Origin of the sequence: Mycobacterium sp. P7213, from assembly GCF_900604305.1 — a bacterium.
Lineage (GTDB): Bacteria > Actinomycetota > Actinomycetes > Mycobacteriales > Mycobacteriaceae > Mycobacterium.
Genome location: NZ_UWOA01000023.1, coordinates 16,137 through 42,236 on the forward strand (window position 1 = coordinate 16,137; position 26,100 = coordinate 42,236).

Here is a 26,100-nt window from a genome sequence, read left to right on the forward strand (position 1 = left end):
AGGTCATTCCTCATAGTGGGGAGCCGTTCCGGGCGGGATCTTGAACGGGTCGGCGGCCTGTCCGGACAGGTTCGCCATCTCTCCGATCAAGAAATCGGGCGGGTTCAGAACGTCGTGCATGTGCGGCATGTTCGGGTCGAAACCGCCGGTGGTGAACACGGTTTCGCCGAATCGACGCAGTGTCATGTCAAAGGTGACGTAGACGTTGAGGAAGTCGCCACGCACGGCGTTACGCAGATACATCGACGGGAACGGGAACGTCGGGATGAACGGGAACGCCGTCACCAACTCGTTGGCGTTGTCAGCGAACGCCTTGATGACCGGGTACAGGTCCTTGATGTCGGCGGCGAAGTCTTCCTTGGTCTCGCTCATGATCCGCGCTCCGACCACGGCCAGCCGCTGCAGCGCCCCGAACGCGTCGACGATGTTGCTGCGGTTGTCGTTGAGCACCGCCAATGCCGCGGGCATGGTGTCCAGCGCCCGCGCCAGGCTGGGAGCGCTACGGGCCAAGGTCGCCCCGACCCGGTTCAGCCCCTCAGCCGCCGCGACGATGTCGCGTGCCTGGCGGTCCAGCGAGGCGGTCAGTTCGGCCAGCCTCGGCACCAGCTCGGCAAAGGTACCGGCCCGGCCGGCGACCGCGGCGTGGGCCTCTTCGGTGATGTCTTGCACCGCACCGAGATTGCCCTGGTTGACCACCACACCCAACGACGACAGCACCTCTTCGGTGCTGGGGTAGCGCCCGGTCCGGCTGAGCGGAATCTCATCGCCTCGGGCGAGGGTGCCGACCGGAGGTTGGTCGGTCGGCTCGGCCAGCTCGATGTGCTGAGAACCCAGCAGCGAGGTCTGCGCGACGTTCGCGATGGCATTGGCCGGCAGGTGCACATTGCCGTCCAGCGACAGCTTGACCGCGGCGTAGAAGCTGCCGTCGGGCCGTTGCACGGCCCGAATCCCCGACACACTGCCGACCGTGACGTCATCGACCATCACCGGCGAGTTCTGCGGCAGCGTGGTGACGTCCGGCAGTTGCACCGTGATGCTGTAGGAGCCGCGACCATGGCCTGCGGTTCCCGGCATGTTCAGCGAGTTCAGCCCGCCGAACTGACAACCGGACAACACCAACGCCCCGGCACCGAGCACCGCACCGCGGCGGCCGACCCGGTGCAGCGCGCCGCCAAGAGACTTCACGCTCATCCGCCCTCCCGTGGTGCACCGGCACCGGGCTGAGCCGGACCCGTCGGGCCGGGCGCCTTGCCCAGCTGCCCCGGCGCGGGCGGCGGCAGGAACAGGGCCGCGACATCTTCGGTGCTCGGCGGCGTGACACCGGGAGCCGGCAGCCACTTCAGGTACGGCACCGGCGTCTGAGACTTCGCCTCGGTGGCCGGGGTGTCGTAGATGATCTGGCCCTTGTAGGCGGTGATCGAGTTGACCGGGTGGAACAAAAACGGGATAAAGTTCATAGACCAGCGCCGCATGACCGGTCCCATCCGCTCCTTGCAGATCTCCGCCCGCTTGAAGTTGTCGGGCACCGAACCGACGTCGAAGACGCCGCCGCAGATGAACTGCACCGGATTGGCGAAGTCGGGCAGCGACAGGAGCCCGCTCAAGGTCCCCTGCGCAGGATTGTAGATGTTGTAGAAGTTCACCAGGCCGTGCGGGGTGATGTGCAGCGCCTGTTCGAGGTTGTCGCTCTGGTCGGACAGCACCTTGGTGAACTCCGCCAGCTTATTGACCTGGGCGATCAACGCGTCATTGTTGTTGTGCAGGAAACCGCGAACGTCGCGCAGTGCCTGGCTCAGCGTGCCCAGCGTGACATCCAGGTCGACCGAACTCTCGGCCAGCACTGCCGACACCGCCGCGACATGGTCGGTGAACTGCACGATCTGCTCGTTGCTGCCGGAGAGCGCATCGACCAGTACCTGCAGGTTCTTCACGGTGCCGAACAGGTCGGTGCGCGAGTCCCCGAGGCGCCCGGTGATCGCCGACAGTTCACGCAGCGCGTTGCGGAACGAGTCGCCGTTGCCGTCGAAGGTGTCGGCGGCCTGGTTGACGAAGGCGCTCAGTGCCCCGTTGAGCTTGCCCTGCTCGGGTGCCAACTGGGAGCTGAGCTGGGTCAGCTCCTGCTTGACCTCGTCCCATTCGACCGGGACCGCGGTGCGGTCTTCACTCAGTACCGATCCGTCGGCGAGCTTGTCACCTTCGGTGTAGGCCGGGGCCAGCTGAATGACCCGCGCGGAGACGATGTTCGGTGCCATGAGCACCGCATGCACGTCGGCCGGCAGCGGCACATCCTTGCTCACCGACATGGTGATCTTGACGTTCTCGGCACGCGGCTCGATGGACTCGATGCGGCCGACCGGAACCCCGACCACCCGGACGTCGTCACCCGGGTAGAGGCCCACCGCCGAGGCGAAGTAGCCGGTGATGCGGTAGCTGCGCTGCGCGGGCAGCACCACGTATGCCGCGGCGGCCAACAGTACCGCCAGCAGGCCGGCGAGGACGAGGCGTGAAGTTCGGCGTGTCATGGTGACTTCGGCTTAATGATCGTGCGCTCGGAGATCATCCCGCGCAGGTAATCGGCCAAGCTGTCGGGCAGCTTGCCCGGCTGGAAGAACATGTCGACCATGACCTCCGACATCGTGGGCGGCGGTAGGCCGTACAGGTTGATCTGGAAGCCCGGACCCGAGGCCACCACCTCACCGAGTGTGGTGGCGTATCCGGGCAGCCGCTCCAGGGCGCCGGCGATCCGATCCTTGCGCTCGATCACGTTGTCCAGCACCAGGTTCAGCTTCTTCAAGGTCGGACCGATCCCTTTCTCGTTATCGGTCACGACTCCGGAAAGCTGTTGCGACACATCGTCGATGCCGCCGATCAGCGCGCCGAGCGCCTGCCGGCGCTCATCAAGCGCAGCGAAGAGCTGGTTACCGTCGAGCACCAGCCTGTTCACCTGGGCAGCGCGCTGGTTGAGCACACCGGTGACAACCTGGGCGTGCGACAACAACTGGCCCAACGCCTCATCGCGACGGTTGAGGCTGCGCGACAGGGAAGCCACCCCGTCCAGCGCTCCGCGCAGCTGCGGGGTCGCCTCGCGCATGGAGTCGGTGAGCACCTGCAGCGCTTCCTCGAAGCGCGGCTTGTCCAGATCGCGGACGTTGCCGCCGAGGTCCTGCAGTGCGTTGTTGAGGGTGTACGGGGCACGCGTGCGCTCGAGCGGGATCGAGGTCACCGAACCGCCGCCGGCAGGAGTGATCGACAGGGCCTTCTCACCCAGCACGGTGTCGGTGCGGATGGCGGCCAGCGACTGGTCCCCCACCCGGACCTTGCGGTCGACGGTGAAATCCACTTTCGCGCTGGCTCCGGCCAGTCCCACCGATTTGACCTTGCCCACCCGGATACCGGAGACCGTCACGTCGCTACCGGGGATGATGCCGCCGGCGTCGGCGAAGTAGGCGTGGTAGTTCTTGCCCTGGGGCCAGAACGGCAGGCTGGTGTAACCGAAGGACACCAAGACCAGGCATGCCACCAGTGCGATGCCCAACGTACCCGTGCGAACCGGGTTTACGCCGTCAATTTTTGACAGGAGAGCACCTCCCCTTGCTCGTGTCGTTCTGGCCGCCCATGGGCAAGGTGATGTCACTGCCGGCGGGGCCGTTGAGCTTCAGGGCGACGGTGCAGTAGTTGATGTTGAAGAAGGAGCCGTAGGCGCCAAGTGCGTTGAGCCGCAGGTAGTTCTCTTCCAGCGGGTCGATGACGTCGTTCAGCTCCTGCCTGCGCTTGTCCAGCACGGTGGCCAGCGGCCGCGCGTTCTCGAGCACGCCCTGCAGTGGCCGACGGGTGCGGCGCAGCGTGTCGGTGAGGTCGTTCTCCACCGAGGCCAGCGGCCCGATCGCGCCGGCGATCGCATCCTTGCCCAGGGCCAGGCCGGTGATCAGCTGCTGTAGCCGGTCGACGGTGGCGTCGAACTGTTCGCTCTTGTCGTCGACTGTGGTCAGCACCGTGTTCAGGTTGTTGATCACGTCGCCGATGAGCTGGTCGCGGGAGGCCAGCGTGGTGGTGAACGAGCTGGTGCTGGCCAGCATCTGCGACAGCGCACCGCCCTGGCCCTGCAGCAGCTCGATGAGGGCGTTGCTGATCTCGTTGATCTTTCCGCCGTCCAAGCCCTTGAGCAGCGGGCGCATCCCGCCCAACAGTGCATCCAGGTCCAGGGCGGGCTGAGTGTGGTCGCGGGCGATGGTGCCGCCGGGCGGCAGCTTGTGCAGTTCCCCGGCGCCCGAGGCGATCTCGAGATACCGGTCGCCGACCAGGTTTTCGTAGCGGATGAGCGCGCGGGTCGAGTCGTAGATCTGGTAGCGCTTGTCCACGTCGAAGGTGACACTGACGTTGTTGTCCGGCGTCAACTCGACGCGTTTCACCGTACCCACCGGAATACCGGCGATCCTCACGTCCTCGCCGCCTTTGAGCCGGGAAGCGCTGGCGAAATCGGCGTGGTAGGTGTGGTTCGAGGCAAACCGGAATTCGCCGAACACCACCACCAGACCGGCCGATACCAACAGCATGGCGACGGCGAAGATGGTGACCTTGACCAGGGTGCTGCGCGGACTCATCAGTATTCATCCCGTTCCGCGAAGGCGCCGTTGAAGAGGAACTGCGCGGTGGAGGGTGCGTCGAACTGGACCTCGGTGTTGGGCTGGAACGGGATGTAGGCGCTGTCGGTCACCAGGAACGGTGAGCGGAACCAGGAGCCGCCGTACTGCTTGCTGGGGATGTCCGGCAAGCCGCGGCAGTTCGGTCCGCCGGTCGCGTTGGCCACCGGTAGGCTCTCCGGGTAGGTGTAGGCCGGTACGCCCGGGATGAAGCTGGACTGCACATACAAAGCCGGCTTGGTGCCGCCCAGCGACGGACCGAATCGCTCCATGGCATTTTGAATTCCCTTGAACAGGCAGCCGAACTCCGGCGAGTATTCGGCGAGCAGGCTGGTCATGGCGCGGAAGCGCTGGATCCCGGCGATGAAGTCGTCGGCGGCCGGGGCGAAGGTGTCGTAGCCGTTGTTGGCCAGCCCGGTGGTCGCCAGCAATGCCTTGTTCAGGTTCTCCCGCTGATCGACCAGGGTCTTACTGATCGCCGGGACGTTGTCGATGGTCGTCGCCAGGTCCGGGGCGGCATCTCCGTAGATGTTGCCGACGACCGCGGTCTTGGCGAAGCCCGACTGCAACTGGGGCAGTTTCGGATTGAACTTTCCGAGGTAGCTGTTCAGCCCGGAGAGCAGCCCGCCCAGGTTGTCACCGTTGCCCCGCAGGCCCTCGGCCAGCGCGCTGACCGACCCGTTGAGCTGAACCGGGTCGATCTTGTCCAGCACGTCGGTCAGCTTCTGGAACAGGGTGTTGACTTCCAGCTGCACGTCGGATGCCTGCACGTTCGCGCCGTTGCGCAGCGTCGCACCCGAGGGCACCGGCGGCGGAACGAACTCCACCGACTTGGCCCCGAAGATGGTGTTGCCGGCGATATGCACCGCCGCGTTCGACGGGATCTGGCGCATCGCGGAGCTGTCGATGGCCAGGAACAGCTTGGCCTGGTCGCCGGAGTACTTGATCGACTTGACCTTGCCGACCTGAATACCGCGGTACTTGACCTTGGCGTCCTGTTCCATCACCAGGCCGGCGCGCGGCGAGGTGACGGTGACCTTATCGGTGGAGCTGAACACCGACACGTAGGACAGGTAGGTGAACACGGTGGCGGCAAGCAGGATCGCACCGAGGATTGCCGCAGCAAGCCTCACCTGGGTACGCGTCGATCCCGTTTGCACCTGTATTCCCTTGCTAGCCCGAGAGGTTGAAGTTGCCAGAGCCGCCGTAGACGGCAAGTGAAACGAACAGCGTAATGACGACCACCACGACCAACGACGTCCGCACGGCTTGACCGACCGCGATGCCTACCCCGACGGGGCCGCCGGCCGCGTTGAAGCCGTAGTTGGTGTGCACCAGCATCACCGCGACCGACATGATGATCGCCTGCAGGAAGGACCACAGTAGGTCGGTGGGGATCAGGAAGGTGTCGAAGTAGTGGTCATAGAGGCCCGGTGACTGCGAGTTGATGAACACCGTGGTGGACCGGGCGGCGAAGAAGGCGGCCAGCACCGACAGTGAGTACAGCGGGATGATCGCGATCAGGCCCGCCACCAGCCGAGTGGACACCAGATAGGACACCGCATGGACCGCCATCGACTCGACGGCGTCGATCTCCTCGGCGACACGCATGGCGCCGAGCTGGGCGGTGGTGCCGGCCCCGATGGTGGCGGCCAGCGCGATCCCCGCGACCACCGGCGCAACGATCCGCACGTTGAGGAACGCCGACAGGAAGCCGGTCAGCGCCTCGATGCCGATGTTGCCCAGCGAAGAGAAGCCCTGGACGGCGATAACTCCACCGGAGGCCAGGGTGAGGAAGGTGGCCACCCCGACCGTGCCGCCGATGATGGCCAGCGCGCCGGTACCCATGGTGATCTCGGCGATCAGCCGGACGGTTTCCTTGCGGTACCGGGTCAGCGCGTTGGGGACGTACCGGATCGATTCGGCGTAGAACAGGGCCTGCTCGCCGAAGGTGTCGACGGCCTTGGGCACCCCGCGGAACATCCGCCGGAACCGCAATGTGGCGTCGTAGCTCATGGCTCGACTCCCACTCGCTCGTTCTTCGCTTGCCGGAGCACTCGCGGGCTCATTTGACCAGCACCCGGACGCTGATCGCGGTCATGACGACGTTGATGACGAACAGACAAATAAAGGCGTAGACGACGGTCTCATTGACCGCGTTGCCTACGCCCTGGGGCCCGCCCTTGGCGGTCAGCCCGCGATAACACCCGATCAGACCGGCGGCCGTGCCGAACAGCAGCGCCTTGATCTCGGCCATCACCAGCTCGCCGAGCCCGGTGAGCACGGTCAGCCCGTTGATGAAGGCACCGGGATTGACGCCCTGCAGGAAGACCGAGAACACATAGCCGCCGACCAGGCCGATCGCACACACCAGCCCGTTGAGCAGCAAGGCGACGAACGTCGACGCCAGGGCCCGGGGCACCACCAATCGCTGGATCGGGTCGATACCGAGCACCCGCATCGCGTCGATCTCTTCGCGGATGGTCCGTGCGCCCAGGTCCGCGCAGATAGCGGTCGCGCCCGCGCCGGCCACCACCAGCACGGTGACGACCGGGCCCAACTGGGTGATGGTGCCGAACGCGGTTCCGGCACCGGACAAGTCGGCAGCGCCGATCTCGCGCAGCAGGATGTTGAGGGTGAAGGCCACCAGCACGGTGAAGGGGATCGCGACCAGCACTGTCGGCAACAGCGACACCCGGGCGATCATCCAGGTCTGGTCGAGGAACTCACGGTACTGGAAGGGCCGGCGGAACATCGCCCGAAAGGTCTCCAGGGACATCTCGACGAACCCGCCCACGGCCCGAGCCGGAACCGTGAGCTGTTCGATCAAGACACGTCCTTCCCTCAGGTCGGGCTTCCGGGGCATCGGTGGTCGCAAAACTGTATCCGGCAACCTCCTGCGACCGGCGTCATTCGTGCAATTCAGACGCCGCACTGCGTGAGCCGGATCATACTAACTAGAACACGTTCTCAGTGTCAAAGGACACGTTTCGGCGGGATTCCCGAGATATCCGCGCTGGTCACAGCGGATTGTGACCCACGTCTCGCTGTAACGCGTTCTAATTTTGTTCTAATCGCCGGACATCAGTTCGGACGCGGAGAACGTCCGGGCCGGGTCACGGCCGGCGAAGTAATTGGCCAGCGTGTCGGACAACACGGCTGGATCCCACGCCTGCCCGTCCGCGCCGAACTTCCGTTCCACGGTCGGCGCGGCCATCAGGGTTACCTCAGGTCCGTAGACCACAAAAACCTGACCGCTGACCGCAGCCGAGGCCGGCGATGCCAAGAACCGGACCAATGTCACCACGTGCTCGGGCGACAAAGGATCGACATCTCCCGCAGCGCCTTCCGGGGCCTCGCCGAATACATCGGCGGTCATCGCGGTGCGGGCCCGCGGGCAGATCGCGTTGGCAGTCACGCCGTAGCGGCTCAGCGCCCGGCTGGCCGAGAGCGTCAGCGCGGTGATCCCCGCCTTGGCCGCGCCATAGTTGGCCTGCCCGACCGGACCCATCAGGCCGGCCTCCGAGGAAGTGTTGATGATGCGGCCGTAAACGGTCCCATCGCTGTCCTTGGCCTTCTGCCGCCAGTAGGCGGCCGCGTTTCGGGTCAGCAGGAAATGTCCACGAAGGTGGACTGCGATCACGGCGTCGAAGTCGTCGTCGGACATGTTGAACAACATCCGGTCCCGGGTGATCCCGGCATTGTTGACGACGATGTTCAGCCCGCCCAGGCCGTCGGCGGTGCTGACGAGCTCGTCGGCGGTGGACCGCTGACTGATGTCACCGGCCACCGGCACACCCTTGCCGCCAGCCGCGGCGATCTCGTCGATGACGTCCGAGGACTCCAGCGCCGACGCGATGTCGTTGACGACCACCGTCGCCCCGGAGCGGGCCAACCCGATCGCCTCTGCTCGGCCCAGGCCGGCGGCCGCGCCGGTCACCACTGCGACCTTGCCGGTCAGGTCGATCGCGTTGTCAGTCATGTACGCCGCTCCTTTACGTCACCGGCGCACTCGTCGTCACCGGCGGTTATGAATACCTCTAGTCGTTGCCAGTGGGAGGCTAGTCGTCGACGCGGCGCAGCGCGGCCCGCGGGCACTCGGCGATGGCCTGCTCGGCGTGGGCTTCCCGGTCGGCCGGGACCGGAGCGAATTTGACCTCTGCCTGCTCGTCGTCGTTGAGATCGAACAGCTCGGGGTCGATTCCGACGCAAATCGCGTTGCCCTCGCAACGATCCAGATCTACTTCAACTCGCATGACATTCTCCTGTAAAAACCGTGCGCCGGCGGAGCATTTCCGACCGTCGTCGTCAACTAGTGTCACCATACGATCCGACAGCTTTCACACACGAGGCGCTAGGGCCGTTGGACCCCGGGACTAGAACGTGTTACAACGGGCTGTCGAACAGAATCTTATCGTGACACCGATCACCAGCGAAGGACTCCCCTGATGCAGATCAGCTACACGCCGGCACAAGAAGAGCTGCGCAGCGAACTGAGGTCCTACTTCACCACGCTGATGACGCCAGAGCGCCGCGAGGCTCTGAGCTCGACGCAGGGCGAGTACGGCACCGGCAACGTCTACCGCGAGACCGTCGCCCAGATGGGGCACGACGGTTGGCTGACGCTGAGCTGGCCGAAGGAGTACGGCGGCCAGGCACGCTCGACGATGGATCAGCTGATCTTCACCGACGAGGCCGCGGTCGCCGGCGCCCCGGTGCCGTTTCTGACCATCAACAGCGTCGCGCCGACGATCATGGCTTTCGGCACCGAAGAGCAGAAGAAGTTCTTCCTGCCCAAGATCGCCGCCGGCGAGCTGCACTTCGCGATCGGCTACTCGGAACCGGGCGCGGGCACCGACCTGGCCTCGCTGCGCACCACCGCGGTACGTGACGGCGACGAGTACGTCATCAACGGCCAGAAGATGTGGACGTCGCTGATCGCCTACGCCGACTACGTGTGGCTGGCGGCCCGGACGAACCCGGAGGCCAAGAAGCACCGCGGCATCTCGATGCTGATCGTGCCCACCAGCGCCGAGGGTTTCTCCTGGACCCCGGTACCCACCATGGCCGGCCCGGACACCAGCGCCACCTATTACCAGGACGTGCGGGTGCCGGTGACCAACCTGGTCGGCGAAGAGCACGCGGGCTGGAAGCTGGTGACCAACCAGCTCAACCACGAGCGCGTTGCCCTGGTGTCGGCCCAGCCGATCTTCCTGGCTCTCGAAGAGGTCCGCGAGTGGGCACAGAACACCAAAGACGCCCACGGCAACCGGATCATCGACTCGCAGTGGGTCCAGCTCAACCTGGCCCGGGTGCTGGCCAAGGTCGAAGTGCTCAAGCTGATCAACTGGGAGCTGGCCTCCGCCGACAAGGCCGCGCCGTCCCCGGCGGACGCCTCGGCGGCCAAGGTGTTCGGCACCGAGTTGGCCACCGAGGCCTACCGCCTGTTGATGGAGGTGCTCGGCACCGCCGCCACGGTGCGCCAGGATTCCCTCGGCGCGCTGCTGCGCGGTCGGGTGGAACGGATGCACCGGGCGTGCTTGATCCTGACGTTCGGCGGCGGCACCAACGAGGTGCAGCGCGACATCATCGGCATGGTCGCCCTGGGCCTGCCCCGAAACCGCTGACCAAACACCCCAAAGACTTTGGAGGCAAGTACCCATGGACTTCACCACTACCGAAGCATCTGACGACCTCTCGGGCCTGGTCGGCACCATCGTGGACGCGGTGTGCACCCCGGAGCACCAGCGTGAGCTGGACGGTCTGGACGGGCGCTTCGACACCGAGCTGTGGCGCAAGCTCATCGACGCCGACGTCGTGTCCAGCGCGGCGAGCGAGTCGCTGGGCGGCGGCGGGTTCGGCGTGCTCGAACAGACGTCGATCCTGACCGCACTCGGCCGTCAGCTTGCCGCGGTGCCCTACCTGGAGTCGGTGGTGCTGGCCGCCGGGACGCTGGCCAAGTTCGGCTCGGCCGAGCTGCAGCAGGCCTGGGGCGCCCCGGCCGTGGCCGGCGAGAAGATCCTCACCGCCGCCCTCGACGGCGACATGGGCGAGGGCCCGGTCCGGGCGGCCACCACCGACGGCGGCTTCCGCCTCACCGGCACCCGCACCCAGGTCGGCTTCGCCTCGGTGGCTGACGCCTTCCTGGTGGCGGCCGAAACCGATTCGGGCGCAGCGGTGTTCCTGGTCGCTGCCGCCGATCCCGGAGTGACGGTGACGTCGCTGGCCACCACCGGGCGGGGCAGCGTGGGCCACCTGGAGCTGTCCGGGGTCGAGGTGGAGGCCGGTCGCCTGGTCGGCGGCGCCGACGTGCTCGACCACCTGGTCGCCGTGGCGGCCCTGGGTCACAGCGCCTACCAGCTGGGAGTGCTCGAGCGTGGCCTGGCCATGACTGCCGAATACGCCCGCGAGCGTGAGCAGTTCGACAAGCCGATCGGCAGCTTCCAGGCGGTGTCGCAGCGGCTGGCCGACGGCTACATCGACGTCAAGGGCCTGCGCCTGACGCTGACCCAGGCGGCGTGGCGGGTCAGCGAGGGTCTGCCGGCGACCACCCAGGTGGCCACCGCCGCATTCTGGGCGGCCGAGGCCGGCCACCGGGTGGCGCACAGCATCGTCCACATTCACGGCGGGGTCGGCATCGATATCGACCACCCGATCCACCGCTACTTCCTGGCCGCCAAGCAGACCGAGTTCGCGCTCGGCGGCGCCACGGGACAGCTGCTGGCGATCGGCCGCGAACTGGCCGAAACGCCGGCGTAGTCGGCTGAGCCGGACGGCTCAACGGTTCAGCGCATCCCCGAACGTCACCTTGAACCCCGGCAGGTCAGTCAGGGCCACGGTGGCGTCATAGGTCCGGTCGTATCCGGTGTGGCTCAGCTTCCAGCCGTCGTCGGTACGGCGGTAGGTGTCGTGATAGAAACCTGCCCCTATCAGCATGAGGTTGACGTCGGGCACGATCACTCGATCCTGCAGGTACCAGATGCCGGTGGCGGTGTCCGGGCCGGTGAGGGTGATCTCGGGGTGGTTGACCCGGTGCTCAGTGATGACGTTGCCGGGAAGCGAGTTCCGCATGAACTCCACCAGCGAGTCACGGTCGGCGAAGGTGTGCTTGCTGCCCATCGACTGGCCGTAGGCGGCGGTGACGTCCTCGGCCAGCGTGGCCGCGAAGTCATCCCAGTGCTTGGTGTCCAATGCCCGCAGGTAGCGGTACTTGACCTGCTTGATCTCTTCGATGTCGGCGATCTTCTTCAGGGCTGCTATGGCGTCTATGGCGTTCAAGGCCTGCGAATCAGTCACCGCTCTATTGCAACACTAATCTGATCACCATGTCAGCACCCGCCGATATCGACCAACAGTCCACCGTCACAGCCCTGCTGGCGCAGGTGGCCGAGGTGGACGACCGCGGTGTCTTCTACGAGGACACCTTCGTCAGCTGGCGAGACCACATCGCCGCGGGTGCCCGGCTCGGCGCCGCACTGCGGGCCCGCCTCGATCCGGAGAAGCCCCCGCATGTCGGTGTGCTGCTGGGCAATACGCCGTTCTTCTCCACGATGCTGGTGGCGGCGGCGCTGACCGGGATCGTGCCGGTCGGCTTGAACCCCACCCGCCGGGGCGCGGCCCTGGAGCGCGACGTGGCGCACGCGGATTGCCAACTGGTGCTGGCCGACAACACTGCCGACGTCTCGGTTCCGGGCATGATCGATGTCGAATCACCCTCGTGGCAATCGGAATTGGCCGGTGTTGCCGACACCCCGGTGAGCTTCCGGGAGGCCGACCCCGACGAGCTGTTCATGCTGATCTTCACCTCGGGCACCAGCGGTGACCCGAAGGCGGTGCGCTGCACCCAGTGGAAGGCGGCATTCCCCGGGGTGATGCTCTCGCAACGATTCGGCCTGGGGGCCGCCGATGTCTGCTATCTGTCGATGCCGCTGTTTCACTCCAACGCGGTGATGGCGGGCTGGTCGGTGGCGGTGGCCGCCGGTGCGTCAATCGCGTTGCGCCGCAAATTTTCCGCCTCTGGATTCATTCCCGATGTGCGCCGATTCGGGGCGACCTACGCCAACTACGTGGGCAAACCGCTGTCGTATGTGCTGGCCACGCCGGCGCAGCCCGACGATGCCGACAACCCGTTACGGCTGCTCTACGGCAACGAGGGCGCGCCACGAGACCTGGAGCGCTTCGCGACCCGTTTCGGGTGCACCGTGATCGACGCCTTCGGCTCGACCGAGGGCGGGGTCGCGATCGGGCGCACCCCGGACACTCCGCCCGGGGCGCTGGGGCCGCTGACCGACGGCAACACCATCATCGATGTCGAGACCGGTGAAGAGTGCCCGCCGGGCGTGGTCGGCGAGCTGGTGAACGCCAGTGGCCGCGGCCAGTTTCGGGGTTACTACCGCGATCCCGAGGCCGAGGCGCAGCGGATGGCCGGGGGGATGTATCACTCCGGCGACCTGGCCTACCGCGACGAGGCCGGCTACGCCTACTTCGCCGGCCGGCTCGGCGACTGGATGCGGGTGGACGGGGAGAACCTCGGTACCGCACCGATCGAGCGGATCCTGCTGCGCCACAACGCCGTCGCTCAGGTCGCGGTCTACCCCGTCCCGGACCCCGCGGTGGGCGATCAGGTGATGGCCGCACTAGTGCTGGCCCGGGGAACGTCGTTCGACGCCGACGACTTCCGCGCGTTCCTGGCTGAGCAGCCCGATCTGGGACCCAAGCAGTGGCCGTCTTATGTGCGGGTGGCCGAGGAGTTGCCGCGCACCGAGACGTTCAAAGTGCTCAAGCGGGTGCTGTCCGCCGAGGGCACCGAGTGCACCGATCCGGTGTATCGGATCTCCCGATAGCCGCTCGTCCTAGGCTCCTGCCGGCCCAATCAGGAGATGACGTCCCAGCCTTGGCTCGGGTCGTCGCCGCAGTAGCGGGTGGAGACCCACGTCCCCGGCCCCGGTCCGCCGAGGACAGTGAGGCAGTACCAGCCCGGGTCATTTTTGACGTGGCCATTGGGATCGAAATTCCAGTTCTGGTTCCACAGTCCGACACAGGGTCCGAGGTGCGCGAAGACACCGTCACCCGCCGGATTGATCAGGCATCCCCCGGGGAAGGCCACGTTCTGCAGCTGCCTGCCATTGAGAAACCAGCGCTGGGTGTCCGAACCATCGCAGGGGTTGACCACCACCGCGGCGAAATAGTTCGCGCTGGGGGCATCCAGACAGAAATCGCCCAGCCGACTGGCCAACCCGACCGGCCCGTCGGCGGCTGCCACGCCGGCGATTGGCACCGTGGCGGCCAGCACCGTCCCAGCAACCACAAGGGCCCGGCCGGCAGCGCCCATCGACCTCATCGGATGCATGGTTCGCTCCCTCTTCGCGGCGTCATCGGCCCCGTCGGCCGCGGCGGCACCAAGTGATGCAGCCACTCCTATCACCATGACCGCAGTTCACGGGCCGCAAGCGGCAGATTCCCCTTCCGGTGCCGTCGCGTCGAGGTGTTGCTCGCCACCTGGCGAAGTCGCGCCCGCTCGGCCGATCAGCGTCAAGACGCCGCCGACAACGCCGTACTCCCGAGATCCGGATTCGGCATTCCCCCACCTTTTCGGAGATTTGGGCGTACAAATGGACCACTGGGCGGCTACCGCCGCCTCTTTGGCCCATCATCCGACAGTCGCCCAACACAGTGCCGAATCCTGGACCCTCCGCACCGCCACAACTGGCCCCCGCGCCGACCCTGCGCTGCGCGCAGGTAGCCGACCGATTGGTACTGCTGGACCTCTCCACCGGTGTCTACGACGTGGTGGATGAGATCGGCACCGCCATGTGGGCCCAACTCACCCGGCCACCGAAACAGCGCGACTTCGCCGCCCTCGCCGACAGCTATGGAGTGCCTGCGGCCACCGTGGCGGCCGACACCGCCGACTTCGCCGCATCACAGTTGGCCGCCGGCCGACTGGTCCGCGCGCCGCAGACCGCCACGCCGCAGGCCGGCGTCCGGGCACGGCGACGCAGGCCGACGATCATGCGCGCCTTGACCGAACGAGCCGCCGCGGACCGCGACCTGCGAAAGGGTTTCGCTTCCGCCTACCACAAGCGCACCCAACCCGTCGCCGACCCCACCGAGCCGCGGACTGACGTGCAGCTGGCAACAGCGCGCTTTTTCACCGCCGAGGGCCTCTATCCCGCCCGCCAGGCGCCGCTGGACTGTCTACCGCGCTCGCTCGCGCTGACCAGCTTTCTTCGCGCAGCCGGCTGGCCGGCCCAGCATGTGATCGGCGTGGCGCTGTACCCCTTCGAAGCCCATGCCTGGGTGGAGTTGGACGGCGTAGCGCTCAAGGAGAGTGCCTCCGTCCTGCACCGCTTCACCGTTATCCAGCGGGCATGACGCAACCAGCCCTGCAGGGATTCCTGGTGTCGCTGCCCACCACGGTGGGGGCACCGATACAGGGCTGGCCGCAGCACGAGCCGGTCGGCGAAACCGCGGTCTGGTTTCACGGCTACCTGGCGAACCCGGCGCGGTTGCGCGCCGAGTTGAATCTTGCCCCCTCGGCGTCCTTCGGCCGGATCGTGGAAGCCGGACTCCGGCGCTGGCAGGCCAACACCGCCGAGCGCATCATCGGCGAATACGCGGTTGTCATCGTGAACGGCCCCGATGCCGTGCTGGTCGGCGATCGCATGGGCCTGCGGCCCCTCTACTACGCCGTTAGGCCGAACGCAACCGTGGTGTCCACCGACTTGGCAGCACTGGTCCGCGAAACCGGGGCCTGGCGAGAGTTGGACGAAGAGTATCTGGCCGACATGTTCAGCACCGGAATGCATCTGGGCCCGCGCACCCCGTACCGCGGCATTCGACGGCTGCAGGTGGGCCAGTTCGCTACCTGTCACACCGGCCGCCCCCGGCTGCGCGGCGGATGGCGACCGTCGACCGATCCTGTCCACGAGACATTCGACGGCCATCAGGAACTGTTGCGCGACACCGTTAAACGTGCCGTCGCAGGAGCATTGTCGCCCGACGGCACCCAAGCGGTCGAGTTGTCGGGCGGCCTGGACACCTCGACGGTCTTAGCCGCGGCCACCGGTCTGGCGCCGGTGGCCGCGCTCAGCTTCACTCATCCCGGATTCCCCGGCAGCGACGAGTCGTCGTGGATGAGGGCGGCGCTGGAAACGAGTCCGGCACCGTGGCATCCCATCGACGCCACCGAACACGGCACCTTCACCGCCGGGCCGGAATTGGGCATCTTCCTACCTGCACCCACGCGCCGGATCATCAACTGGGCCCCGAGCGCGGCCGAGGAGGCCGTCGCGCGGGAGTTGGGCGTGTCGACTCTGCTCACCGGCGAGGGCGGCGACGCGGTGTTCTTCGCCGGCCTGCTGCCCTGGTACCTGGCCGACTTACTGCGTAACGGACAGCCGGTACACCTGTGGCGCGAGGCGCTGCGGTGGAGTGCCGAGTCCGGGCTGGGCCGACCCGCCACGTTCTGGCTGCGTCGCGCGGCCCTCGAAGGACGGCGCCGGTGGCGACGCGGTCGGACCCTGACGCTGCAACCGTCGGCGCGCATTACCGAAGCGGCACCGTGGCTGCGCCGAGACTACGTCGAGGGTCACGGGCTGCAACGCCGCGCCGAGTTCACCACGCCGATCCGAGCGCAGACGGTCCACGGTCAGGCCGTCGTGGAGAACGTGCTACGCGGCCTGGAGTTCGCCCGAAGCCGCCACCAGTTCCCTTCGGCCACATTCGAATTGCGGCATCCGCTGCTGGCGCCACCCTTGGTCGACTTGGCACTGGCCACCCCGTGGCACATCGCGGTGGATCCCCGTATCGATCGAGCGGTGCAGCGGTACGCCTTCGCGGGGCTGGTCAGCGAACAGGTACTTCGGCGGCGGTCGAAACCGATCGCGGACGAGGCGATGCTGCACGGCTTCGAACGCCATCCCCAATGGCGCGAATTCCTGGCCGAACGGCCCCAGATCGTGGAGCGCGGCTATGCCGATGCCGACGCCTGGACCGCGGCGCTGCCCGCACCCGGGCGTGTGGGCGCCGTCACGCAGTTCTACACGGCAATCCAGATCGAGGTCTGGCTGCGCCACCTACACCACGTGGGCGCTCCTGCCCTGCTGACCGGCGCTGCGCCCTGATTCGCCGAAACGCCATGTCTCGCTCGCTGGCATCAAGTACACTTTCGGAGGCCAGCTGGCGTGTGACGACTCTTTGGAGGTTCCCGGATGCGCAACTACTCACCCCCGCAGGTCGTGCACGTAGGGGATGTCCGCGCCACCACTCAGGGCAGCGGGAATTACCTGTCGGACAGCAGCACGGGCTACGGCTACATGGGCTGGTACCAGCGGCATCTCGACACCCCCGACACCGCGGCACCGCTGCCACCGCGCGGCTGAGCGGTCGCTCCGGAAGCCTCGTCGCACCGATCAATCGGGCAGGGCTCCTCGCGAGCGGGTCGTCTTCTCAGCCCGGAGCGCTGCGATCGAGTAGTGCCGAGTCCGCGTTGTCGGCAGCGCAGAGCCGCGTGTACAGGCCGCCACGATTCATCAACTCCGCGTGAGTGCCCTGTTCGGCGGCTCTGCCGTGGTTCAACACGATGATCCGGTCGGCCACGGCCGCGATGAAGTCCATGTCGTGGCTGATCACCAGACAGGTGCGGGTATCCGCGTATTCCCGGATCACGGCGGTTACGCGGGATCGCTGATCGGCATCCAGGTTCTCCGTCGGCTCGTCGAGGAGCAGGACCTGCGGCCGGCGAAGCAGACACCGCGCGAAGGCGATCAGCCGCTTCTGCCCTCCCGACGGCACCTCGAGGTCCATGACGGTGTCATAGCCGTCGCGAACCTTGGCCGGATCGACGATCACCGCATGGATATGGGCCGATCGACAGGCATCTTCGACCTCACTGTCGCTGGCATCGCGCCTGCCCAACCGCACGTTCTGTCGAATCGTGTCCTTTAGATAGAACGGGAACTGCGCGAGTTTGGACACCTGTTCTCGCAGCGAGTGCAATGTCACCTGACGGATATCGTTGCCGTCCAGCAGAATCCGGCCGCTCTGCGGTTCAAGGAAACGCAGCAGTAGATTGAAGACGGTCGATTTTCCTGATCCGATCGGTCCGACCAGCGCCACCGTCTCTCCTGCCGCGATCGAGAAGGACAACCCATTCAGAACCTTCTGTTGCGGCGAATAGCTGAAGGAAACATCTTCGAATACGACGTCGCCCCTGATGCTGGGCAACGCGGCAGCATTAGGGAGTTCCCGCACCGTGGGCTCGGTGTCGAGCAGTTCGTAGGTCGATGCGACGTGGGGCAGGATCGACTGATAGGTCGTATACGCCAATACCATTCGCTGCACAGCTGCAAACATCGTCGGCACATACGCGATGAACACCACCAGGCCCGCGAAGCTCAGACCGAACCGGTCGCCCCACGCGATCCCGCTCACCAGCACCAGCACCGTGCTCAGCGCGATGAAGACCTGGACACCGTTGGTCGATGCCTGCATCCAGACCCGCATCGCGGCCATGTTCTTCGTCGCGGCCATCGCCGATTCGCCGAACGTCTCACTGCGGCGACGCTGGGCGTTGAACACCTGAATCTCCGAGATACCACTGGCCGTCTCGGCGAGTTCGCCACTCATCTCGCGATTTGCCATCATCGCTCGTTGCGTCACCACCTGGAGCCTGCTGCCCGCGTAACGAAGGGCCATGAGCGCGAGCGGGGCCAGAACCAGCGACACCACCGTCATCGGCCAGGACAACGCGAGAAGGTATCCGAGCGCGACCACCAAGACCACTGCGTCGACAAGCGGTGGGACAACGCAATCGGTCAACAGCCGCTGGACGCACGGCGCCTCCAGTTGCACACGCTGAATCAGGACACCGCTGCGCGCACCGACGAAGAAGTCCAGGGACAGCGATTGAACGTGGTCGTGAACACGCTGCAGGATCGCAGCCAGCAGCTTGCGCTCGACATGCGCACCGATCCACGCGTTGACGAAGCCCAGCGCTTGCGCCAGCACCAATGCGCCCGCCCAAATGCTCAGCAGCACCATGAAATTCAGCGGCTTCGTCAGCCATCCGACAAGACCGGAGGCCAAACCGCCGTCACGGCTGAGCAACGAACCCTGTAGCTCCCATACATCGGAGAGGTCCCCATTCATCCCGGCGGCGGCGACGGCTTGCATCAGCGGCCCCAAGGCCGCACTGGACACAAAAGGCAGCGCCGTGACGAACAACCCCAGCAGGACGCAAATCAACACCGCCCCGCGGACCGCGCGCAGCATGGTCAAACTGCGACGTATGTACATGGCCCGCTCCTCGATCACGGTTTGGCGTCCACGATGACAGAACCACACCCGGCGACGTGGAGATTCTGCGCGATATCCGTTCGCGCCCGCATGCAGCCTCGATCAGCAAAAACCGCGTACCACCTTCCGGCGCCGGTGCGATGATCTACGGGTGCCCCTTCACCAGCTCACCGGACACCGCATACCTCAGACCCGCAGGACACTCTTGGCCGCGACTTTCGTGGCCGCACTGTCGATGCCGACGGCTTCCTGCGGGAACACCGAGTCGTCTGTCTCCATGGGACATCAGCTCGTTGTCACATCGACAACCCTGACTTCCGCAAGCCCATCGCCGGTGACCCACACGGATTCGCAGATCTCCAACGGGAAGAGTTACACCGTCACGGTCGCCCCAATCGAGGGAGCGACCGCCGACGGCCGGGGCCACTGGCGCGCGGAAGTCGGCCGGATATCGGGCGGCGATCCCCGGGTGGCCGAGTCGTTCAACAAAGCCGGCAACGCATCGGCGCGCTATCAGATCGATCAAGTGCGTGCGGACGCGGACACCAGTTCGCCTTGGCGGCTTGAGATTCAGTCGGCATTGACCTTTCGCCCCATCGCGATCGCCCAGGTTCTCACCGGCGTCTACTACGCCAAAGACGCGGCCCATCCGACCAACTATGTGAGCACTGTCGTCATCGACAGTCGGAATGCCAAACCGATCACTTTGAGCGACCTGTTCATCACCGAACAAGACGGCCTCAATCGACTCTCCGAGCAGACCAAACGGATCTGGCCGACCACCTACGGCGGCGGCGAGCCGATGTCCGACGAACCGGGCAACCGCCCGATCGCGGAAAACTTCGCGAACTGGATTCCTACCGCCGAGGGCATCCAGATCCACTTTGCCGACTATCAGTTCGGACACGGCTCGCCGGTCATCACCGTGCCATGGTCATCGCTGACCGACGTGCTGGCACCCGACATGAAGGCACTGGCGCAGCGCTGAAAATGCCTGTCAGAACAGTTCGTAAGACTCGCGGGAAATCACGAACCCGTGGTCGTCCCGGTTCTCGCACCTGATCCCGGACTTCTCACTGGTGCACAGATGTGTCGTTGAACTGTCACGTTCGCCGTAGTTGAGGGTTCGCGCGTCCCCGCCGAACGTGGTGTCTCCGGCACAGACGAACTCGGCCTTACCGTGAGCCTCGATTTGGATGCCCTGCCCGTACCCGGTCTGACTGTAACAATCCGACGGCCGCGGCGGCGGCGACCAATCACGTTCTTGGATGTCGCACCGGACCCAGTCGGGGCCTACCAGGCACGCGATGTTTCCGCTCGGGGATACGAAGAAGTGCAGATCCGGCTGCGCCAGGACGGTCGGCGCCATGCCGATAGCCGAGAAGATCAGGGCCGCTGCTGCACCGAGCGCTGCTTTCATGATGAAAAGATAGCCGAAAACAGACGATTGTACGGTTTAACGAGAATTGTTACACCTCCGGTGCCCCACTCGCCCGTGCTGAGCCCGGCATTCAGCGGCTGCCACGGACCGCTCTGGTCGAACAATCCCGGGGATTGGCCGGTTCGACACGGCCAATGGTCATCCCCTTTCGTCGCCCACCGCGGGCAATATGAGTCAATGCCTGCCGCCCGCCGCATGCTCGTCGCAATCCTGGCCGCCGCCCTGGCCTTACCCCTGGCCCTGGCCTCGCCCGCCTCCGCGGAACCGCTCCAGGCCAGCTTCGCGCAACTGGCCAACACCATCGGAGCCAACGTCGGCATCGCCTATGCCCCGGTCGGCCAGAACCAGGTGGCCACCCTCGGATCGCTGCAGAACGGCGTGGCCTGGTCGACCATCAAGGTCCCGCTGGCGATCGCGGCGCTGCACGCCAACCGCCCGAACGCCCAAGACCTGGCGGCCAGGGCTGTCACGGCCTCCGACAACGATGCCGCCGAGCAGTTGTGGTCCTCGCTGGGGCCGGCGCCCCAGGCCGCCCAACAGGTGCAGGCCGTCCTACGGGCCGGCGGGGACACCGGCACCGCGGTGGAATCCCGGCGGCTGCGTCCCGAGTTCAGCGCCTTCGGTCAGACCCAGTGGCCGCTGGCCCGCCAGGCGGTGTTCGCCGCCCACCTGCCCTGCATGGCCGTCGCTGCGCCCGTCTACAGCTTGATGCGCAACACCGTGCCCGACCAGCGCTGGGGGCTGGCCGGGCTCAACGTCCCCAGCAAGGGCGGCTGGGGACCCGGCGCCGGTGGCGGGTACCTGGTGCGGCAGTTCGGCATCGTGCACGCACCGGCGGGCGATCTGGCCGTGGCCTTGGCCGCCGAACCCAAGGACGGCAGTTTCGGATCCGGGACTGCGGCACTCAACCAGCTCACCCAGTGGCTCAGCGCCCATGCCGCCGAGCTACCGGGCGGCCGCTGCGCCGGGTAGGTTGGCGGCTAACGCCGTGTTACCCGCGAGTAGGAGATACCCATGCCTGCCCCATCCGCCGCCGACTTCGACCGGCTGCGCCAGCTGTCCGCCATCGACGACATCGACGCTCGGCAGTCCAAGACCATCGACGAGGTCTTCACCGGCAAGCCACTGACCACCATCCCGGTCGGCACCGCCGAGGATGTGACGGCGGCATTCACCAAGGCCCGCGAGGCGCAGCGAACCTGGGCGGCGCGCAGCGTCAAGGAGCGCAGCGCGATCATCGAGCGTTACCGCGACCTGGTGATCGCCAACCGGGACTTCCTGATGGACGTCTGCCAGGCCGAGACCGGCAAGGCGCGTTCGGCGGCCCAGGAAGAGATTCTCGACATCATGCTCAACGCGCGGTACTACGCGCGCCAGGCCACCAAGTTGCTGGCCTCCAAGCGAGTCCCCGGGCTGCTGCCCGGAATCGTCAAGACCGTGATCAACCACCACCCCAAGGGCGTGGTGGGCGTGATCGCACCGTGGAACTACCCGATGACCCTGTCGATCTCCGACGCTATCCCCGCGCTGCTGGCCGGCAACGCGGTGGTGGTCAAGCCGGACAGTCAGACCCCCTACTGCACGCTGGCCAACGCCGAGCTGCTCTATCAGGCGGGCCTGCCGCGTGAGTTGTTCGCGGTGGTGCCGGGGCCGGGGTCGGTGGTCGGCACCGCGATCGTGCAGCAGTGCGACTACCTGATGTTCACCGGCTCCAGCGCCACCGGTCGCACCCTGGCCGAGCAGTGCGGTTCCCGGCTGATCGGCTTCTCCGCCGAGCTGGGCGGCAAGAACCCGATGATCGTCACCAAGGGCGCCAACCTGTCCGAGGTCGCCAAGGCTGCCACCAGGGCCTGCTTCTCCAACGCCGGACAGTTGTGCATCTCGATCGAGCGCATCTACGTCGAGCGCGACGTCGCCGAGGAGTTCGCGGCGAAGTTCGCCGAGCAGGTGCGCGCGATGAAGCTCTCGGCGGCCTACGATTTCACCGCGGATATGGGCAGCTTGATCTCCGAAGACCAGGTCAAGACCATCTCCAACCACGTCGACGACGCCAAGGCTAAGGGCGCCAAGGTGATCGCCGGTGGTAATGCCCGCCCCGACATCGGGCCGCTGTTCTACGAGCCGACCGTGCTGGCCGACGTGACCGACGAGATGGAGTGCGCACGCAACGAGACGTTCGGGCCGGTGGTCTCCATCTACCCCGTCGACAACGTCGAGGAGGCGATCGCACGGGCCAACGACACCGAATACGGGCTGAACGCCAGCGTGTGGGCCGCCACCAAGTCACAGGGTGAGGCGATCGCCGCGCGCATCAAGTCCGGGACGGTCAACGTCGATGAGGGCTACGCGCTGGCCTTCGGCAGCGTCGCCGCGCCGATGGGCGGCATGAAGGCGTCCGGCGTGGGCCGTCGGCACGGCGCAGACGGAATCCTCAAGTACACCGAGTCGCAGACGGTCTCCACGGCGCGGGTCCTGAATCTGGACCCACCGCTGGGGATCTCGGCTCCGGTGTGGCAGAAGCTGCTGACCCCGATGATCCGGGTGGTGCAGGCGCTACCGGGCCGGTAGCGCTCAGCGCCGGCCGGTCCGGTTCTTGCCTCGATCGATGTCGCGCTCCAACTCCGCCAGCGCCGGTTCGATCGCGTCGGCCATCTTATGGATGTCCTCGGCGATCTCCGGCGTGGTCACGAACCCGAAGTCGAGGTGGTCGCGGTAGGAGAAGCAGGTGATGTTCAGCGCCACGTCCATGACCGGCGGGCCGAGCGGCACCAGTGATTCCAATTCCGCACCAGCCATATAGATCGGGATCGGCGGCCCCGGAACATTGGAGACGACGAGGTTGATCGGCGCCAGACGGTGCGAGAGGCCGGTGGCGGTGTAGGCACGGGCGGCCAGTTGCAGCAGGCCGGGCGGGGTGGTGTCGGTGAGTCCCATGATCTGGTGGGCCGAGAGCGCTTTGGCCATCTGCTTGGCACTCTGGGTGCTGGCGTGAATCGTCTTGAGCCGCTGGGCTGCTCCCTCGATGTCGGTCGCCATCGACACGGTCATCGAGCTGACCTGGTTGCCCACCTCACCCTGCGTCTCCTCGGTGCGGGTCGACACCGGGATCTGTGCCACCAGCGGCTTGTCCGGCAGCTCGTCGCGCTCGCGCAGGTAGTCGCGGACCGCACCGGCGACCATGGCCAGCACGACGTCGTTGAGCTTGACCCCATAGGCATCCTTGACGGCCTTGATCCGGGCAAGCTCGACGCGCGCGGCGCTGATCCGCCGGTGCGGCGAAACGCTGTCGTTGAAGCGGGTCACCGGGGCGTCGAAGTAGCGCGGAGGTTTGCGGGGCAGTCCCAGTCCGACCGTGGCGATCTGCTGGCGCACCGTCTGCTGCAACAGGCGCCCGATCCGGTAGGGCGTCTTGACCGCGACGTTGACCAGCTCGTCTAGGACCCGGCGCTCGTAGCTGGGCATGCTGACCCCGTTCGACGACTCCATCGCCGCAGGCTCTGGCGGTCGCGGCTCAGGCGTCACGTCCAGCATGATCTCGAACAGCCCGGCGCCAGAGACACCGTCGACGATCGCATGATGCATCTTGGTCAGGGTCGCCACCCGGCCGCCGCTGACACCTTCGATCACCCACATCTCCCACAGCGGGCGTGACCGATCCAGCTTGTAGGACATCAGCCGGCCCACGAGTTCTTCCACCTCGCGCCGCCCGCCGGGGGCTGGAACGCCGATGCGCCGCAGGTGGAAGTCGATGTCGAGATGCTCGTCTTCGACGAACCACGGGCGGTCCAGCCCCAACGGCGACGGGCTGACCCGCCAGCGCAACTGCGGAAGTTGCGGCAGCCGCTCGATCAGCAGCTGGCGAACCCGCTCGAAGCTGTAGTTCGGCGCATTGGTGGTGTCACAGATCGCCAGCCCACCGATGTGCATGTGCCAACCCGCCGTTTCCGCGGACCAGAACGCGGCGTCGACGCCCGAAAGTCGCTGCATCGACAGAGACTAGCCCGGACACCGGTTCGCTGTGAGCGGCTCACCGCCAAAAAATCCGGCCAATCTAGCTCTCAGCCGCCACATGCTTGGCGTGCACCTCATCGGCGGGGCGGGCTTCGGTCTGCTCCTTGGCCCAGCGGTAGTCGGGTTTGCCGGCAGGCGAACGCTTCACCTCGTCGACGAACCACAGGCTGCGGGGCACCTTGTATCCGGCGATCTCGGTACGCGCGCAGGCGTTGATCTCGTCCAGCGAGGGCCGGGCATCCCCGCGCGGCTGCACCACCGCGGCCACATGCTGGCCGTACCGGGCGTCGGGCACCCCGACCACCAGTGCGTCGAAGACGTCGGGGTGGGTCTTGAGGGCGGCCTCAACCTCTTCGGGGTAGATCTTCTCGCCTCCGGAGTTGATCGACACCGAGCCGCGCCCCAGCATGGTCACCGAACCGTCGGCCTCGACCTGAGCGAAGTCGCCGGGGATCGCGTACCGCACGCCGTTGATGGTGCGGAAGGTCTCGGCGGTCTTCTTCTCGTCCTTGTAGTAGCCGACCGGGATGTGACCGCGCTTGGCGATGATGCCGCGCACACCCGAGCCCGGCTTGACCTCGTTGCCGTCCTCGTCGAGCACCACGGTGTTCTTGTCGATGGTGACCCGCGGCCCGCCGGTGTGCGCCTCACCCTTGGCGACGATGCTGGTGCCGCCGAAACCGGTCTCCGAGGAACCGATGGAGTCGGTGATGATCCGGTTGGGCAGCAGCTCCAGCAGCCGTTCTTTGATGCTGGGGCTGAACAGTGCCGCGGTGGACGCCAGCAGGAACAGCGACGTCAAGTCGTACTCGTTGCCGGCGTCCTGATGGGCCAATAGCGCGTCCAGCAGCGGGCGCGCCATCGCGTCACCGGTGAAGAACAGCAGGTTGACCTTGTGGTCGTGGATGGTGCGCCACACCGCGTCGGCATCGAATTCCGGTGCCAGCACCACGGTTTGGCCGCTGAACAACGACATCCAGGTCGCCGACTGAGTGGCCCCGTGGATCATCGGCGGGATCGGGTGGCGGACCATCGGCGGGTTGGCCACTGCCTGCTTGGCCAGTCCGTACTCGTCGGCGATCGGCTCGCCGGTGGCGAAGTCGGTGCCGCCGAACAGCACCCGGTAGATGTCCTCGTGGCGCCACATCACGCCCTTGGGGAACCCGGTGGTGCCACCGGTGTAGAGCAGGTAGATGTCGTCTTCGCTGCGCGGTCCGAAGTCACGCTCGGGCGAGCCCTGCTGTAGGGCCGCCTCGAACTCCACTCCGCCGTAGCGCTGGTAGTCCAGGTCGCTGCCGTCCTCGACCACCAGGATGGTCTTGATATTCGGGGTGTCGGGCAGCACGTTGGCCACCCGGTCGGCGTACTGGCGCTCGTGCACCAGGGCAACCATGTCGGAGTTGTCGAACAGGTAGCGCAGTTCGCCCTCGACGTAACGGAAGTTGACGTTGACCAGGATGGCGCCGGCCTTGACGATGCCGAGCATCGCGACGACGATCTCGTTGCGATTGCGGCAGTACAGGCCGACCTTGTCGTCCTTCTTGACGCCCTGATCGATCAGGTAATGGGCCAGCCGGTTGGCCTTCTCCTCCAGCTGCCCGTAGGTCAGCTGATCAGGCCCACAGATCAGGGCAACCCGATCCGGTACGGCGTCGATGGCGTGTTCGGCTAAGTCGGCGATGTTGAGAGCCACAACACACAAACTAGAAC

At 66.3% G+C, this 26,100-nt stretch carries 24 protein-coding genes; 9 read left to right on the top strand and 15 right to left on the bottom strand.

Going from position 1 to position 26,100, the window contains the following annotated elements; translation table 11 throughout:
- Positions 1-3: 3 nt before the first annotated feature.
- The 9 genes from EJK91_RS10760 to EJK91_RS10800 form a co-directional block, all read right to left on the bottom strand.
- Positions 4-1,191: an MCE family protein gene (locus EJK91_RS10760; protein ID WP_047320551.1), complete on the bottom strand. Its 1,188-nt coding sequence runs from the start codon at positions 1,189-1,191 to the stop codon at positions 4-6.
- Positions 1,188-2,522 carry an MCE family protein gene (locus EJK91_RS10765; protein ID WP_047320552.1) on the bottom strand — a complete coding sequence of 445 codons (1,335 nt, stop codon included), beginning with the start codon at positions 2,520-2,522 and terminating at the stop codon, positions 1,188-1,190. Before EJK91_RS10765 ends, EJK91_RS10760 begins: the two co-directional genes overlap by 4 nt.
- Positions 2,519-3,577: a virulence factor Mce family protein gene (locus EJK91_RS10770; protein ID WP_047320620.1), complete on the bottom strand. Its 1,059-nt coding sequence runs from the start codon at positions 3,575-3,577 to the stop codon at positions 2,519-2,521. Before EJK91_RS10770 ends, EJK91_RS10765 begins: the two co-directional genes overlap by 4 nt.
- The gene (locus tag EJK91_RS10775) at positions 3,564-4,601 is read right to left on the bottom strand and encodes an MCE family protein (protein ID WP_047320553.1); all 1,038 of its coding nucleotides are present in this window, start codon (positions 4,599-4,601) and stop codon (positions 3,564-3,566) included. Before EJK91_RS10775 ends, EJK91_RS10770 begins: the two co-directional genes overlap by 14 nt.
- On the bottom strand, positions 4,601-5,773 hold the full coding sequence (locus EJK91_RS10780) for an MCE family protein (RefSeq protein ID WP_047320554.1): 1,173 nt from the start codon (positions 5,771-5,773) through the stop codon (positions 4,601-4,603). Before EJK91_RS10780 ends, EJK91_RS10775 begins: the two co-directional genes overlap by 1 nt.
- 40 nt (positions 5,774-5,813) lie before the next feature.
- Positions 5,814-6,656 (bottom strand): MlaE family ABC transporter permease, encoded by an 843-nt coding sequence (locus EJK91_RS10785; protein ID WP_047320555.1) that lies wholly within the window; start codon positions 6,654-6,656, stop codon positions 5,814-5,816.
- Positions 6,657-6,705: 49 nt separating this feature from the next.
- Positions 6,706-7,470, bottom strand: coding sequence for an MlaE family ABC transporter permease (locus tag EJK91_RS10790; RefSeq protein WP_046286802.1), 765 nt, complete (start codon positions 7,468-7,470; stop codon positions 6,706-6,708).
- A 240-nt stretch (positions 7,471-7,710) separates the two neighbouring features.
- Entirely contained in the window at positions 7,711-8,622 is a 912-nt protein-coding gene (locus EJK91_RS10795) for a 3-oxoacyl-ACP reductase (protein ID WP_047320556.1), read from the bottom strand.
- A 79-nt stretch (positions 8,623-8,701) separates the two neighbouring features.
- Positions 8,702-8,896, bottom strand: coding sequence for a ferredoxin (locus EJK91_RS10800; protein WP_047320557.1), 195 nt, complete (start codon positions 8,894-8,896; stop codon positions 8,702-8,704).
- A 192-nt stretch (positions 8,897-9,088) separates the two neighbouring features.
- On the opposite strand from EJK91_RS10800, the gene EJK91_RS10805 reads away from it, so the two are divergent.
- Together EJK91_RS10805 and EJK91_RS10810 are read left to right on the top strand one after the other, a co-directional pair.
- Complete coding sequence (locus EJK91_RS10805; protein ID WP_125078923.1) at positions 9,089-10,267, top strand: acyl-CoA dehydrogenase family protein; 1,179 nt, start codon at positions 9,089-9,091, stop codon at positions 10,265-10,267.
- A gap of 34 nt (positions 10,268-10,301) precedes the next feature.
- Entirely contained in the window at positions 10,302-11,399 is a 1,098-nt protein-coding gene (locus EJK91_RS10810) for an acyl-CoA dehydrogenase family protein (RefSeq protein ID WP_125078924.1), read from the top strand.
- 18 nt (positions 11,400-11,417) lie between these two features.
- On the opposite strand, the gene EJK91_RS10815 is transcribed toward EJK91_RS10810, so the two are convergent.
- Complete coding sequence (locus EJK91_RS10815; protein WP_444850811.1) at positions 11,418-11,936, bottom strand: nuclear transport factor 2 family protein; 519 nt, start codon at positions 11,934-11,936, stop codon at positions 11,418-11,420.
- 29 nt (positions 11,937-11,965) lie between these two features.
- Between EJK91_RS10815 and fadD17 the strand changes: the two genes are divergently transcribed.
- Positions 11,966-13,483: a long-chain-fatty-acid--CoA ligase FadD17 gene (fadD17, locus tag EJK91_RS10820; RefSeq protein WP_024442222.1), complete on the top strand. Its 1,518-nt coding sequence runs from the start codon at positions 11,966-11,968 to the stop codon at positions 13,481-13,483.
- Between the two features lie 29 nt (positions 13,484-13,512).
- On the opposite strand, the gene EJK91_RS10825 is transcribed toward fadD17, so the two are convergent.
- Complete coding sequence (locus EJK91_RS10825) at positions 13,513-13,989, bottom strand: ricin-type beta-trefoil lectin domain protein (protein ID WP_125078945.1); 477 nt, start codon at positions 13,987-13,989, stop codon at positions 13,513-13,515.
- Between the two features lie 323 nt (positions 13,990-14,312).
- Here EJK91_RS10825 and EJK91_RS10830 point away from each other — a divergent pair, with 323 nt between their 5' ends.
- The 3 genes from EJK91_RS10830 to EJK91_RS10840 all read left to right on the top strand — a co-directional run bounded on the left by EJK91_RS10830 (position 14,313) and on the right by EJK91_RS10840 (position 17,023).
- Positions 14,313-15,014: a lasso peptide biosynthesis B2 protein gene (locus EJK91_RS10830; protein ID WP_125078925.1), complete on the top strand. Its 702-nt coding sequence runs from the start codon at positions 14,313-14,315 to the stop codon at positions 15,012-15,014.
- Entirely contained in the window at positions 15,011-16,765 is a 1,755-nt protein-coding gene (locus tag EJK91_RS10835; protein ID WP_125078926.1) for an asparagine synthase-related protein, read from the top strand. Before EJK91_RS10830 ends, EJK91_RS10835 begins: the two co-directional genes overlap by 4 nt.
- 87 nt (positions 16,766-16,852) lie before the next feature.
- Positions 16,853-17,023, top strand: a complete 171-nt coding sequence (locus EJK91_RS10840; protein WP_109370734.1) for a lasso RiPP family leader peptide-containing protein — start codon at positions 16,853-16,855, stop codon at positions 17,021-17,023.
- 67 nt (positions 17,024-17,090) lie between these two features.
- On the opposite strand, the gene EJK91_RS10845 is transcribed toward EJK91_RS10840, so the two are convergent.
- Positions 17,091-18,956 carry an ABC transporter ATP-binding protein gene (locus EJK91_RS10845; protein WP_241178677.1) on the bottom strand — a complete coding sequence of 622 codons (1,866 nt, stop codon included), beginning with the start codon at positions 18,954-18,956 and terminating at the stop codon, positions 17,091-17,093.
- Between the two features lie 451 nt (positions 18,957-19,407).
- Between EJK91_RS10845 and EJK91_RS10850 the strand changes: the two genes are divergently transcribed.
- The gene (locus EJK91_RS10850) at positions 19,408-19,926 is read left to right on the top strand and encodes an RsiV family protein (RefSeq protein ID WP_051190244.1); all 519 of its coding nucleotides are present in this window, start codon (positions 19,408-19,410) and stop codon (positions 19,924-19,926) included.
- Between the two features lie 9 nt (positions 19,927-19,935).
- Here EJK91_RS10850 and EJK91_RS10855 read toward each other — a convergent pair whose 3' ends face one another.
- Positions 19,936-20,358 (bottom strand): DUF6636 domain-containing protein, encoded by a 423-nt coding sequence (locus EJK91_RS10855; protein WP_024442216.1) that lies wholly within the window; start codon positions 20,356-20,358, stop codon positions 19,936-19,938.
- A 198-nt stretch (positions 20,359-20,556) separates the two neighbouring features.
- Here EJK91_RS10855 and EJK91_RS10860 point away from each other — a divergent pair, with 198 nt between their 5' ends.
- Positions 20,557-21,351, top strand: coding sequence for a hypothetical protein (locus EJK91_RS10860; RefSeq protein ID WP_241178678.1), 795 nt, complete (start codon positions 20,557-20,559; stop codon positions 21,349-21,351).
- Between the two features lie 42 nt (positions 21,352-21,393).
- On the top strand, positions 21,394-22,947 hold the full coding sequence (locus EJK91_RS10865) for a succinic semialdehyde dehydrogenase (RefSeq protein ID WP_125078927.1): 1,554 nt from the start codon (positions 21,394-21,396) through the stop codon (positions 22,945-22,947).
- A gap of 3 nt (positions 22,948-22,950) precedes the next feature.
- On the opposite strand, the gene EJK91_RS10870 is transcribed toward EJK91_RS10865, so the two are convergent.
- Entirely contained in the window at positions 22,951-24,366 is a 1,416-nt protein-coding gene (locus EJK91_RS10870; RefSeq protein WP_125078928.1) for a WS/DGAT/MGAT family O-acyltransferase, read from the bottom strand.
- A 64-nt stretch (positions 24,367-24,430) separates the two neighbouring features.
- The gene (locus EJK91_RS10875; RefSeq protein ID WP_024442212.1) at positions 24,431-26,083 is read right to left on the bottom strand and encodes an acyl-CoA synthetase; all 1,653 of its coding nucleotides are present in this window, start codon (positions 26,081-26,083) and stop codon (positions 24,431-24,433) included.
- Between the last annotated feature and the right edge of the window lie 17 nt (positions 26,084-26,100).

Coding starts and splice junctions, on each gene's coding strand:
- EJK91_RS10760 (WP_047320551.1), bottom strand. CDS start 1,191: ATGAGCGTGAAGTCTCTTGGCGGCGCGCTGCACCGGGTCGGCCGCCGC.
- EJK91_RS10765 (WP_047320552.1), bottom strand. CDS start 2,522: ATGACACGCCGAACTTCACGCCTCGTCCTCGCCGGCCTGCTGGCGGTA.
- EJK91_RS10775 (WP_047320553.1), bottom strand. CDS start 4,601: ATGAGTCCGCGCAGCACCCTGGTCAAGGTCACCATCTTCGCCGTCGCC.
- EJK91_RS10785 (WP_047320555.1), bottom strand. CDS start 6,656: ATGAGCTACGACGCCACATTGCGGTTCCGGCGGATGTTCCGCGGGGTG.
- EJK91_RS10795 (WP_047320556.1), bottom strand. CDS start 8,622: ATGACTGACAACGCGATCGACCTGACCGGCAAGGTCGCAGTGGTGACC.
- EJK91_RS10800 (WP_047320557.1), bottom strand. CDS start 8,896: ATGCGAGTTGAAGTAGATCTGGATCGTTGCGAGGGCAACGCGATTTGC.
- EJK91_RS10805 (WP_125078923.1), top strand. CDS start 9,089: ATGCAGATCAGCTACACGCCGGCACAAGAAGAGCTGCGCAGCGAACTG.
- EJK91_RS10810 (WP_125078924.1), top strand. CDS start 10,302: ATGGACTTCACCACTACCGAAGCATCTGACGACCTCTCGGGCCTGGTC.
- fadD17 (WP_024442222.1), top strand. CDS start 11,966: ATGTCAGCACCCGCCGATATCGACCAACAGTCCACCGTCACAGCCCTG.
- EJK91_RS10825 (WP_125078945.1), bottom strand. CDS start 13,989: ATGCATCCGATGAGGTCGATGGGCGCTGCCGGCCGGGCCCTTGTGGTT.
- EJK91_RS10835 (WP_125078926.1), top strand. CDS start 15,011: ATGACGCAACCAGCCCTGCAGGGATTCCTGGTGTCGCTGCCCACCACG.
- EJK91_RS10840 (WP_109370734.1), top strand. CDS start 16,853: ATGCGCAACTACTCACCCCCGCAGGTCGTGCACGTAGGGGATGTCCGC.
- EJK91_RS10855 (WP_024442216.1), bottom strand. CDS start 20,358: ATGAAAGCAGCGCTCGGTGCAGCAGCGGCCCTGATCTTCTCGGCTATC.
- EJK91_RS10860 (WP_241178678.1), top strand. CDS start 20,557: ATGCCTGCCGCCCGCCGCATGCTCGTCGCAATCCTGGCCGCCGCCCTG.
- EJK91_RS10865 (WP_125078927.1), top strand. CDS start 21,394: ATGCCTGCCCCATCCGCCGCCGACTTCGACCGGCTGCGCCAGCTGTCC.
- EJK91_RS10870 (WP_125078928.1), bottom strand. CDS start 24,366: ATGCAGCGACTTTCGGGCGTCGACGCCGCGTTCTGGTCCGCGGAAACG.